The organism is Nocardia aurantiaca, assembly GCF_009708175.1.
Taxonomy (GTDB): domain Bacteria; phylum Actinomycetota; class Actinomycetes; order Mycobacteriales; family Mycobacteriaceae; genus Nocardia; species Nocardia aurantiaca.
Genome location: NZ_WMBB01000010.1, coordinates 91,468 through 103,212, shown reverse-complemented (window position 1 = coordinate 103,212; position 11,745 = coordinate 91,468). Strand labels below are relative to the sequence as shown.

8 protein-coding genes are annotated in these 11,745 nt (G+C 69.5%); 7 read left to right on the top strand and 1 reads right to left on the bottom strand.

Features of this window, described 5'->3' with window-relative positions; genetic code table 11:
• Nucleotides 1–91 precede the first annotated feature (91 nt).
• The 7 genes from GLP40_RS21735 to GLP40_RS21705 all read left to right on the top strand — a co-directional run bounded on the left by GLP40_RS21735 (nucleotide 92) and on the right by GLP40_RS21705 (nucleotide 10,353).
• Complete coding sequence (locus GLP40_RS21735) at nucleotides 92–346, top strand: hypothetical protein (protein ID WP_230329799.1); 255 nt, start codon at nucleotides 92–94, stop codon at nucleotides 344–346.
• A 270-nt stretch (nucleotides 347–616) separates the two neighbouring features.
• A complete protein-coding gene (locus tag GLP40_RS21730; RefSeq protein WP_154789826.1) occupies nucleotides 617–1,540 on the top strand; it encodes a hypothetical protein in 924 nt (307 codons plus the stop codon).
• A 308-nt stretch (nucleotides 1,541–1,848) separates the two neighbouring features.
• Entirely contained in the window at nucleotides 1,849–4,107 is a 2,259-nt protein-coding gene (locus GLP40_RS21725; RefSeq protein ID WP_154789825.1) for an ArnT family glycosyltransferase, read from the top strand.
• A gap of 256 nt (nucleotides 4,108–4,363) precedes the next feature.
• On the top strand, nucleotides 4,364–7,045 hold the full coding sequence (locus GLP40_RS21720) for an alkaline phosphatase family protein (protein ID WP_154789824.1): 2,682 nt from the start codon (nucleotides 4,364–4,366) through the stop codon (nucleotides 7,043–7,045).
• Nucleotides 7,046–7,126: 81 nt separating this feature from the next.
• Entirely contained in the window at nucleotides 7,127–8,362 is a 1,236-nt protein-coding gene (locus GLP40_RS21715) for a cytochrome P450 (protein WP_154789823.1), read from the top strand.
• A 249-nt stretch (nucleotides 8,363–8,611) separates the two neighbouring features.
• A complete protein-coding gene (locus tag GLP40_RS21710; RefSeq protein ID WP_154789822.1) occupies nucleotides 8,612–9,181 on the top strand; it encodes a TetR/AcrR family transcriptional regulator in 570 nt (189 codons plus the stop codon).
• A 131-nt stretch (nucleotides 9,182–9,312) separates the two neighbouring features.
• Nucleotides 9,313–10,353, top strand: a complete 1,041-nt coding sequence (locus tag GLP40_RS21705) for an NAD(P)-dependent alcohol dehydrogenase (protein WP_154789821.1) — start codon at nucleotides 9,313–9,315, stop codon at nucleotides 10,351–10,353.
• Between the two features lie 383 nt (nucleotides 10,354–10,736).
• Here GLP40_RS21705 and GLP40_RS21700 read toward each other — a convergent pair whose 3' ends face one another.
• Nucleotides 10,737–11,609 (bottom strand): hypothetical protein, encoded by an 873-nt coding sequence (locus GLP40_RS21700; protein ID WP_154789820.1) that lies wholly within the window; start codon nucleotides 11,607–11,609, stop codon nucleotides 10,737–10,739.
• Nucleotides 11,610–11,745 lie beyond the last annotated feature (136 nt).

Genomic DNA, 11,745 nt, shown 5'->3' with positions numbered 1-11,745 from the left:
AGCCATGACATCGGAACCCAGTGCGATCGGATGGTTGCGGAGCGACATATCCGGCGAACGTCTGCAAAGGGATGAGACTCGGATACGCGGATTGGCCCACCGGCTCGGCTACGACCTGCGTAGAACCGTGGTGTTCGGTCCACGGACCGACCGGCCGGTACAACGGCTCCGCGTGCTGGTCTCGCGACTCGACCTGGAGGCCGTCATCGTGCCCAGCGTGGATCATTTCGAAGGAGGTTGCGTACCTGCCGATCTGGTGGCCGTTGCCGACATCATCACGGTGTACCCGGAGAACACCTACGCCCGCTCTGCCGCGTGGCAGGTCGCGGAACGCTACGAGGCGTAGCGAGTTGCGGGCATGGCGGGCGATTCGCCTCCCGCCGCGAGGGGTGCGGGCAGCGAATCGCCGATGGCGGGTCGGCGCCGGATGAGGGACGGGCGGAGGTCCAGGTGTTCGCGCGGGGTGGATCAGGTGTGTGCGGTGCCGGATGGACCACCGTGATCCGAATCCAGCCCATGCGGCGGTGATTCAGTCCACACTGCCTTGCAGATACCCCTGGGGGGTATTAATTTGATCTTTCGTAAGGCACCGAAAGCAGTTGAGAGGGACGAGAAAATGACCACCCAGGCGCACACCGGCCACCACGACCACGCTGCTCACGGAGACTACGCCGCACACGCGCTCCATGCGGTCCGCGCCGACCATGCCGACCATGGCGCACAGGGCGACCACGCGGCGCACGCTGACCACGCTGGAATCGCGGCCCACGCCGGGCGCGATGTCCACACCGCCCATGGTGGCCACAGCCACGGCGGTCATGACGGCGGCCTGCCGGGCGGCCTGCAGGTCACCCAGGACGGGTACACCCTCGACCTCGCCGAAAAGGTCGTCGCCGCAGGCGAAATCGAGTTCCGGTTCCGCATCCTCGGCCCGGACGGTCTGCCCGTCACCGACTTCGACGCCATCCACGACAAGGAACTGCACCTGATCGTGGTGCAGCGCGAGCTGACCGGCTTCTGGCATGTGCACCCGGAGCGCACGGCCGACGGCACCTGGACCATCCGCCTGAACCTGCCGGCGGCGGGCGCGTACCGCGCCTTCGCCGATATCGCCCCACGCGCCCTCGGCCGGACCATCACGCTCGGAGCCGATTTCGCCATCGCGGGTGACTACCGGCCCGGTACCGCGCCGGAACCGCAGCGCACCATCACCGTCGACGGCTACGAGGTCACCCTGGACGGCGATCTGGTTGCCGGCGAGGGCCGCCTGCTCACGCTCACCGTGCGCAAGGACGGCGAGCCCGTCGCCGATCTCCAGCCCTATCTGGCCGCCTACGGCCATCTGGTGATCCTGCGCGCCGGGGATCTGGCCTACGTCCACGTGCACCCGAACGGCGAGCCCGGTGACGGCGTCACCGCGCCCGGCCCGGAGATCGCCTTCCACACCGCGGTTCCCGGTCGCGGCGTCTATCGGCTTTTCCTCGATTTCAAGCACGCCGACAAGGTCCGCACCGCCGCTTTCACCCTGCCCACCGTCTGATTCGGCCCGAGCTCCCCACCGAATCGGAGAAACCCTGCGCGCCCGCCGATGTCGCCGATGCGTGGACCGGGTAAGCGTTCGCGACCGCGTCGATCCGATAGGCACACCACAACCGGACGACATCGTTCACGGCACCGGACGACACCGCGGAAGCGCACCCGAAATGAGTGCCCTTCCAGACGTTTTCCCAGGTCAACCGGGCTCGTCCTTCACAGGGAACTCCCAGCCGACGTGAAGCTCGGGTCAAAACCCGCCGCCTAGGCTCCCCACAGTCAATGGGAATCGGGGAACACAGGAAGGCGGGTGGCATGTCGACCATCACCGGCGTCGCGGGCGATGCGGCCTCCTCCGGAGGCGGCGACGCCTCGGCCGGGGAGAGCAACTCAGCCGCGTCGGAGGGCAGGCGCGGGTCGCGATGGGCGACACTGATCGCCCCGCCCGGCCGGCCGCGCTGGGAACGGCCGGCCACCCTCACGCTGCTGACCGCCACGGCCGTCGTCTATCTGTGGGGACTCGGCGGCGCGGGCTGGGGCAATGGGTACTACGCCGCCGCCGTGCAGTCGGGCACGCGAAGCTGGAAGGCCCTGCTGTTCGCCTCATTGGATCCGCAGAACTCCATCACCGTCGACAAGCCGCCCGCCGCCATGTGGGTGATGGGCCTGTCCGGTCGCATCTTCGGCTTCAACTCCTGGTCCATGTTCGCGCCACAGGCCCTCATGGGTGTGGCCGCGGTCGCGCTGCTCATCGCCGCGGTGCGGCGCTGGGCCGGCCCGACCGCCGGACTCATCGCCGGCGCAGGGCTCGCGATGATCCCGGTGGCGGCCATGATGTTCCGCTTCAACAACCCCGACGCCCTCATGCTCCTGCTGCTGGTGGCCGCCGCGTACTGCACGGTGCGAGCCATCGACGCACGCGGCGAACGCTTCTGGTCCGGCAGCACCGGCTGGCTGGTCGGCGCGGGCGTGCTCATGGGCTTCGGCTTCCTGGCCAAGATGATGCAGGCGTTCCTGGTGCTGCCCGGCCTGACCCTGGTGGTACTGGTGGCCGGTGCGGGCGGATGGCGCACGCGCACCACGCAATTGGTGTCCGCGGGCGTGGCCCTGGTGCTGTCCGCGGGCTGGTATGTGGCGCTGGTCGAATGGTGGCCCGCCGGATCACGCCCCTACATCGGCGGTTCCACCAGCAACAGCCTGTGGGAACTGGCCGTCGACTACAACGGCCTCGGCCGAGTCCTGGGCAATCAACACGGGGGCGGCGGTGGGCACGCGCCCACGCCGCCGACGCCCACGCCGGACCAGGTCCCGCATGCCGATCCCTCCCAGATGCGCGGCGGTTTCGGCGGTTTCGGTTCGCGGCCCGGCCTCACCCGCCTGTTCAGCGGTGAGCTCGCCACCGAGTTCTCATGGCTGCTGCCCGCCGCGCTGATCGCCCTGATCGCCGGACTGTGGCTGACCCGCCGGCAGCCGCGCACCGACCGTCTGCGCGCCGGACTGCTGCTGTGGGGCGGCTGGCTGCTGGTCACCGCGGCCGTGCTCAGCACCATGAGCCGCAGCTTCCACTCGTACTACGCCATGGAGCTGGTCCCCCCGATGGCCGCGCTCGTCGGCATCGGCGCGACCCAATTATGGCAGCGCCGTGCGCATTTCGCGGCGCGCGGCACCCTCGCGGCCATGTCACTCGCCACCGGCGGGTGGTCGTTCGTGCTGCTGCACCGCACCCCGGAATGGCTGCCGTGGCTGCGCTGGACGCTGGTCGCCCTGTCGGTGGTCGCCGCGGCCGCGCTGCTGCTCACCCCGAAGCTGCCCGGCTTCGGCCTCGCCATCGGCCTCTTCGCACTGCTCGCCGGTCTGCTCGGCCCCACCGCCTACACCCTCGAGACCGTCGCCCAGGTGCACAATGGCGGCAGCCCGGTCGCCGGTCCGCCGAGCAGCCGGCACGGCGGCGGTCCGGGCCAGTACGCCGGGGGACAGCGCGCCGGCGTCGCCGACCCGCAGATCGCCGACCTCGTGAAGGGCAGCGACAGCCGCTGGGCCGCGGCCGCCATCGGCGCGCAGGACGTCAGCACCCTCGAATTGAGCACGGGCAAGGCGCTGCTGGCGGTCGGCGGGTTCAGCGGCCGCGACGATTCCCCGACGCTGGCCCGGTTCCAGCAGTACGTCGACGACCACCAGATCGGCTATCTACTGGTCCGCCAGCGTCAGCAGGAACCCGGGCAGGGCAATGACACTCAGCCCGGCACGCCGAATGACACTCAGCCCGGCACGCTGAATGACACTCAGCCCGGCGCGCCGAATGACACTCAGCCCGGCGCGCCGAATGACTCGCAGCCGGGTCAGCCGAACAACACCCAGTCCGGCAACCCGCAGTCCGGCCACAACCCCCGCAACGGCGAGGGCCGCGGCGCACAGCAGGGTGGCACCGGCGCCCAGGGCGGCGATCCGCAGCAGTCCGGCCGGGGCGACTCGGAAGCCGACCAGTCGACTTCCGACCAGATCACCGCCTGGGTGAAGGCCAACTACCCGGTAACCGTGATCGGCAACGTGGAGGTCTACAACCTCAACCCGTAGATCGCACCCACCAGATCGCGAGCATGCACTGGCGCAGGCAGTGCATGCTCGTTCTCATCCGGGCTCGGTGGAACGGAATCGGGCCGCGCCGAGGACAACGCCGACTGAACAGCGGTGAATCCCATATGACCGATCCACGACATCCGGAGCCGATGATTAACTGATACTTCATCACTGATCCCCCTCACCGCTACGACCCCCCAAGCTCGGTCGGCGATCCTCGACGGTAACCGTTCCTGAGCTCACAGGGGTTGCCATGGATCGGAGGCGTTTTCTGAAGCACGCCGCGCAGTTGGGTGGTGCGGCCGGAGCCATGTCGATGCTCCCGCCGAGCCTGGTGCAGGCCTGGGCCGAACCACCCCCGCCCGGCGGCTGGGACCGCATCGAGCACGTGGTGATCCTCATGCAGGAGAACCGCTCCTTCGACCACTACTACGGCGCCATGGCGGGCGTGCGCGGTTACGCCGACCTCAATGCGCTACAACTGCCGACCGGACGCTCGGTTTTCCACCAGCCCGACGACGGCCGAGTGGTGCTGCCGTATCTCACCACGCTGCAGAACATCGACGGCACCGACCACGGAACCCGCACCGGCCATGAGGCTTTCGCCTTCGGCCGGCACGACGGCTGGATCCCGGCCAAGGGCGAGGGCACCATGGTCGGCTACGACCGCGACTGCCTGGGCTTCTACTACCAGCTCGCCGAGGCGTTCACCCTGTGCGACGGCTACCACTGCTCGGTGAACGGGCCCACCGACCCCAATCGCATGTACCTGTTCACCGGCACCGTGCAGAACCCGCTGGCCCTGGACAATTTCGCGGAATCCCTGCAGGTCTCGCTGTTCGCCGACGATATGAAACTGCGCTGGATGCGCAGCCTGCCTGTCGCCGGGATCGTGGATGCCGTGCTGGGCCTGGTGCACGGTTTGACCAGCGCCCTGCCGCAATCCGTCGTCGAGTCGCTGGCCGGGCTGGTCGCGCCGCGCACCGGCAATCTGTTCCTCTACGACGCGCTGCTCGGACCCGATGCCGGGCGCCACGTCAACGACGTGATCTTCGGCCTGCCCTGGACCACCTACGCCGAGCGACTACAGGAGCGCGGCATCGGCTGGCGGGTCTATCAGGAATGGGACAACTACACCGACAACGCGCTGGACTTCTTCCTGCCGTTCCGCGAGGCCGCGCGTGCCGCGTTGAAATACACCAACGGCGGCCGCGGGCTCGCCTTCGAGAACTTCTTCCGCTATTACTCCGACCTGCAACGGGATCCGAGCCTCGAACCCGCCTACGCCGCCGATCTGAAGCGCGGCCTGGACGAGCTGGCCGCGGGACAGCGGGCGCTGGTGGAGCAGGGGCTGCTGCGGTCGCGCACCGGCACGCTGGTGGAATCCTTCCGCGCCGATGTCGCGACGGGGCGGCTGCCCACGGTGTCCTGGATCGTCGCGCCCTACGTCGACTGCGAGCATCCGGTCATGGGCCCGCGCAATGGGCAGGCCCTGGTGCACGGTGTCCTGGAAGCGCTCGCCGAGCACCCGGACGTGTGGAACAAAACGGTCTTCATCCTCAATTACGACGAGAACGACGGGTATTTCGACCACATCCCGGCGCCCGCGCCACCGCCGGACGCAACCGGTGAATACTTCGGCCGCCACAATGTCGGCCTCGGCGCGCGGACGCCCGCGATCATCGTGTCGCCGTGGAGCAAACAGGCGGTCTGCTCCGAATTGTTCGACCACACCTCGGTACTGAAGTTCCTGGAGCGGGTCACCGGCGTCGCCGAACCGAATATCAGCCCGTGGCGGCGGCAGCTGTGCGGCGACCTGTCCTCGCTGTTCGACTTCGGTGCGCGTCGCACCCTCATCCTGCCCACCGCGTCGCCGCGCGCCGAACAGTCGATGTCCGGTGTGGCGCAACCACTTCCATTCGTGCAGCGGCTGCCGAGACAGCAGGGTGGCAGCAAGGCGCGGGTGCCGCTGCCATATCGCATGCAGGCGCGGTGCGCACCCGATGGAAAGGGCGGGATCACCCTCACCATCGACAATGCCGGCACCGGCACCGTGCACTGCCGGGTGCATCCGAACGCGTTCGCGACGGATTTCACGCCGACCCGCTTCGACATCATCGGCGGCGGCTCGGTCACGCGCGACTTCCCGGCCGTGAACGGCCGCTACGACTACTCGGTCTACGGCCCCGACGGCTTCCAGCGCCGCTTCGCCGGTGACCTCACCGGGCCGTGCGGGGGCCTACGGGTCACCGCCACCGCCGCGACCTCCGGCAAGCGCAAGCTCATCTGGTCGTTCGAGAACGATGGGACGCAACCGGTTTCGGTGCTGGTGACGTCCAATGCCTACCGGCACGACGGGCCCTGGACCATCGACATCGCCGCGGGCGCAACCGAGCGCCGGGACATGGTCTGCGACGGCGCCGCCCAGGGCGCGGGCTGGTACGACCTCTCGGTCAGCGCCGCCTCCGACGCCGGATTCCTGTGCCGGGCACGCGGATTCGTGGAGACCGGCGCGGCCGGGATCACCGCTGACGATGCCGCGCCCTTCGATCGGCTGCTGCTGGACCGGTCCCTGTACGAGCCCGGCCGGGACCTGGTGGTCAGCTTCTGCCTCGCGAACGCGGTGGCCGGGCATCGGCTCGCCGTCTACGCCGATCCCGGCGGCTTCACCACCGAGGTGCCCGCGACACCCGCGCTGCGCACCCTCGTGTTGGGGGAAGGGGTGACGGGGGATCAGGTGGTGCTGCCGGTCGCCTCCGGTGCGCCCGACGCCGGAGTCGCTGCGGTGGCGGGCCTGCGGCAGGTCGGCGCGGCCGCCGTGCCGGGCGACGGCGCCGTGCGGTCCGGACCGCTGCCCACCGGCTCCTACCTGGTGCATCACCTGGATGACGCGGGTCGTCCGCTGGTCCGTCCCGTGCGCTTCCGCGTGCTGTAGTCCGATCCGGCCGCCTGGTACATCAGGACGCTTTTGCCATGACTACTAGACAGATCATGAGTTTTGTCTTACTTTCGGTTCATGAGTTCAACGGCGTCTCATGCGGTGCGATTCGAATTGCGCTCCGGGGAAACCTGGCGCGACCCCTATCCCATGTATTCCCAACTGCGCGACCATGATCCGGTCCACCGGGCGATCCCCGGCGGCCGCGCATCCGACGACTTCTACGTCCTGTCCCGGCACGCGGACGTGTACGCGGCCGCCCGCGATCCCGAGACCTTCTCCTCGGCCTCCGGCCTCACCGTCGACTACGTCGATCTGTTGGCCGCCGGATTCGGGGCCGCCAAGCCGTTCGTGTTCATGGACCCGCCCGACCACACCGACTTCCGCCGCCGGGTGTCACCGGGATTCACACCGCGGCAGGTGAATTCGGTCGAACCCGCGGTGCGCGACTTCGTCGTCGAACACATCGAGCGGCTGCGGGCCGCGGGCACGGGCGATATCGTGAAGGACCTGTTCAAGCCGCTTCCCACCATGGTGGTCGCCCATTATCTCGGTGTGCCGGAACAGGATCGGGGCAAATTCGACACGTGGACCGAGAACATCGTCGGCGGCGCGGTCGAGGGGGCCGGGCTGGCCGCCGGCGATCAGAACGCCTTCACCGCGGTCGGCGAAATGGTCGGCTACTTCAACGAACTCATCGAGCGGCGACGCCGGGAACCCGGCGACGACACCATCTCGCACCTGCTGGCCTCCGGGCTCGGCGCGGACGGCGACAACGAGGGCCTGCTGGCCATGCTCGGCTTCGCCTTCACCATGATCACCGGCGGCAATGACACCACCACGGGAAACCTCGGCGGCGCGGTGCAATTGCTCACCGCCTTCCCCGAGCAGCGCCGTCTGCTGGTCGAGAACCCGGCGCTCATCCCCGACGCCGTCGAGGAATTCCTCCGCATGACCTCCCCGGTGCAGGGTCTGGCCCGCACCGCCACCCGTGATGTGGAACTGCACGGCGTCACCATCCCCGCGGGACGCCGAGTACTGCTGCTCTACGGGTCCGCCAACCGCGACGAACGCGAATTCGGGCCCACCGCCGCCGAACTCGACGTGCGCCGCAACCCCAAGCGCATCATGACCTTCAGTCACGGCCACCACCACTGCCTCGGCGCGGCCGCCGCCCGCATGGTGGCGCGGGTGGCCCTCGAGGAACTGCTGGCCCGCTGCCCCGACTTCACCGTCGATCTCGACGCCGTGCGGTGGGCGCACGGCAACTACGTGCGCTGGCCGATCTCCGTCCCCTTTCAGGCGGCGGGATAGCGCCGCGAGGACTCGGACGACGCGTCCCACAAGGCCGTGCGCATCGCGAACTCCGGACCCGTACCCCGCGCGGTGTCGGCCCGGTCGCACCGCTCGCTTTTCGCGCGGGCAGAGTGTGAGCGAGCGGGTCCGGTGGCATGCGTTGCCGCCGGGCCCGCGCGCATCGAAGGGATATCGCGGGAACGGTCGAGCCGGACGGCGGAGCCCATGCCGATACCGCCGCCCCGATCGTGCAGGAAAGGACAACCCATGAGCCGAGACTGGCTGGCCGACGGCCGCGCCGACCTGGCCGCCGAGCGGATTCTCGATGCCGCCGCGCGCCTGTTCGCCGAACGCGGCGTCACCGCGGTCGGCATGGGCGATATCGCCAAGGCGGCCGGCTGCTCCCGGGCGACGCTCTACCGGTACTTCGAGAACCGGCAGGCGGTGCGCCTGGCGTTCGTGCACCGCGCCACCCGGCGCATTGCCGCGGGCGTGTTCGGTCAGGTGGCCGCGATCGAGGACCCGGGGGAGAAGGTGGTCACCGCGATGCTCGGCGCGATCCACGCGGTCCGCGCCGACCCCATGCTCATCGCCTGGTTCCGGCCGGGCGAATCCGGTCCGGCCGGGCGCATCAGCCAGGACTCCGACGTCATCGAATCCATTGCGGCGGGCCTGTTCACCCCCACGGCCCTCACCGATCCCGAACGCAGCCGCCTGGCGCGTTGGCTCACCCGCATCATCGTCTCCTTCCTGGCCGCACCCGGCCGCGACGATGCGGAGGAGCGCGCGATGCTCGAGGAGTTCGTGGTGCCGGTCGTGGCTCGAGCCTTCGCCTGACAGTGGAGCCGCGGTATCGGTGGGCCGGGATACTTCGGAAGAATCGGTAGACATTCCGTCATTCGATAGACGCTATGTAAAGCGAATGCTACCGTGTGCGCCTCATCACAAGCTCGAGGCAAGGAACCGCGATGCGCGCACTCCAGTGGACCGGCCCGGAAAAGGTTCAGATCAACGACATCCCGGTTCCGGACATCGGACCCACCGAGCTGCTGTTGAAGGTCGGCGCCGCGGGCGTCTGCCACTCCGACCTGACCCTGGTCAACTTCCCCATCCAGTTGCGCGAGAACCCGCTCACCCTCGGCCACGAGATCGCCGGAACCATCGAGGCGGTCGGCTCCGACGTGAGCGGCCGCGAGATCGGCGAGCGCGGGGTGGTCTACCTGTTCTGGACCTGCGGCGTCTGCCGGGAGTGCGTGAGCGGCAATGAGAACGTCTGCCTCGCGGCGGGGCGTGTCGCCATGCCGCCCTGCCCCGGGCTCACCGTCGAGGGCGGCATGTCGGAGTACGCGCGGATTCCGGCGAGTTCGTTCGTGCCCATCGGCGACCTGGACTTCATCCAGGCCGCGCCGGTCGCCGACGCCGCCCTCACCGCCTACCACGCCATCCGCGGTGCGCGTGAAGCCTTGCGGCCCGGCGGAACCGCGGTCGCCATCGGCATCGGCGGACTCGGGCATGTGGCGGTGCAGATCCTGCGCGCCATCTCCGGGGTGCGGGTGATCGCGGTCGACCAGGCGCGGGCGAAGCTGGACCTGGCCGCCGATTGCGGCGCGGAACTCGGCATCCTCTCCGGCGACGACACCGCCGAGCAGATCCTCGACCTCACCGACGGTCGCGGTGCCGACGCGGTGTTCGACTTCGTCGGCGTGGACTCCACCGCGAAGCTGGCCTGCGAGACCGTGGCGCCCAACGGCGCGTACCGCATGGTCGGAATCGGTGGCGGCGCACCGGACATCACCGCCGGACCGGCCGGCGGCCCCGGCTGGCCGTGGGGTGCGACCGTGCGGAAATCGCTGGGCGGCACCCGCGGCGACCTGCACGCGTGCGTGGCGCTCGCGCAGGCGGGCAAGCTGCGCATGGAGGTCGAGCGTTTCGATCTCGCCGAGGGCCCGGACGTCTTCCGACGCCTTGACGCGGGCCGGATCCGGGGGCGCGCGGTCCTGGTGCCCTGAGCGGAACGCGAATCAGCCTGCGGCGGGCTCGGTCTCGCCGGGGAGCTTCGCGACGCGTGCCGGGATCACTGCCGGGAACTCGCCGTTTGACGGCATGCGAGGCCTCGACCCACGTGGTCGAGATCGAAATCGCCTGCGCCGCAAGCGGTTACATCGCGGGCGAAGCGCGCGGGGCGGCAGCGCCGGACGCCGAATTCCGGCGGTTCGACGGGAAATAGCCGTGGCCGGCCGGAGCGATCAAGCGCGTGCGCAGTCACAATCAGCAGTGCGCGTGCGGGCCGAACGACGAGATCACCGACAGACACCCCGATGTGGTCGACGACGCACTGGCGCGGCGGTTGTGCGCCGAGGAGATCATCCGCGCCGAGCCTGCCGAGTGTTCGTCACCGCAACCGCGCGATGCGGTGTTGCAGCCAGCGGCGGGATTCGGCGTCGCGGGCGTGCAGGAGGATCTTGCGGCGGGCGGCGGGGGAGAGGGCGGACAGGAGGCGGGCCAGATGTTTTCGACTGTCCCAGCTGAGCAGGTAGCGGACCGCGCCGGCGGTGGCGCGATCGTCGGCCAGGTCGACGGCGCGGGCGAAGTCGGCGCGGTTCTCCAGGTCCAGGAATTGGGCCGGAATGCGTTCGTGCGTCGGATAACCCGTGTAGGCCCCGGTGCCTCCGGCGTACCAGTCGCACAGGCGCAGGATTCGATCCACGGCATCCGGGTACGCCGCCAAGAGCGGGGCGCGGACCTCGGCCACCTGGGATCCGGTCAGACCGCCGCCCGTGGTGGACGTATCGAGGAAGAGGTCGGCATAGGGCATGAGCGGTGCGGGAATCTCGGCCACCCAGAGCCGGGCGGTGCGGTCGTTGTCGGCCTTGCGCTGCTCGGCCACGTGGTATTCGCGCAGCGGAACGGAGACTCCGCGCACGGCAAGCCATTCCAGCGAGCGGACGCCATCGGCCAGCAGCGCGTCCTGTGGCCAGCCGTCCCAGCGGATCGAATAACCATGGTGCAGGGTCACCGTGGTGAGGGGACGCTCGGCGGCGTCGAAGAAATCCAGCACGACATCGCCCCAGCACATGCACACGAAGCCGGGCAGGTCGGCGACGCGCAGGGCATCCCGCAGCGCCCGCACGGCAATCGGGTCCCACTCCTCCAGCAGGGTCGGCGCGTCCCTGGGCATCTCGCGGACCCGGACGCCGCGCGCGTGCGCGAGCACCCGATCCAGTGCGTCCAGGTCGCCGTCCGCGGACGCTCCCCCGAAAGCCATACCGAAACAGTAATCCGACCCACCGGTCCTCGGTGTGCCGTCTCGACGGCGCGCGGGCGCGTTCTCAGTGACCAACCCGTTGCTGAACTGGTACGTACCAGCCGGTGATACGGTGCCGTGTGACGCCGACAACTCG

Bases quoted from the DNA above. Each gene is read 5' to 3' on its own strand.
- GLP40_RS21720 (WP_154789824.1), top strand. From the start codon at position 4,364: ATGGATCGGAGGCGTTTTCTGAAGCACGCCGCGCAGTTGGGTGGTGCG.
- GLP40_RS21725 (WP_154789825.1), top strand. From the start codon at position 1,849: ATGTCGACCATCACCGGCGTCGCGGGCGATGCGGCCTCCTCCGGAGGC.
- GLP40_RS21705 (WP_154789821.1), top strand. From the start codon at position 9,313: ATGCGCGCACTCCAGTGGACCGGCCCGGAAAAGGTTCAGATCAACGAC.
- GLP40_RS21700 (WP_154789820.1), bottom strand. From the start codon at position 11,609: ATGGCTTTCGGGGGAGCGTCCGCGGACGGCGACCTGGACGCACTGGAT.
- GLP40_RS21710 (WP_154789822.1), top strand. From the start codon at position 8,612: ATGAGCCGAGACTGGCTGGCCGACGGCCGCGCCGACCTGGCCGCCGAG.
- GLP40_RS21715 (WP_154789823.1), top strand. From the start codon at position 7,127: ATGAGTTCAACGGCGTCTCATGCGGTGCGATTCGAATTGCGCTCCGGG.
- GLP40_RS21730 (WP_154789826.1), top strand. From the start codon at position 617: ATGACCACCCAGGCGCACACCGGCCACCACGACCACGCTGCTCACGGA.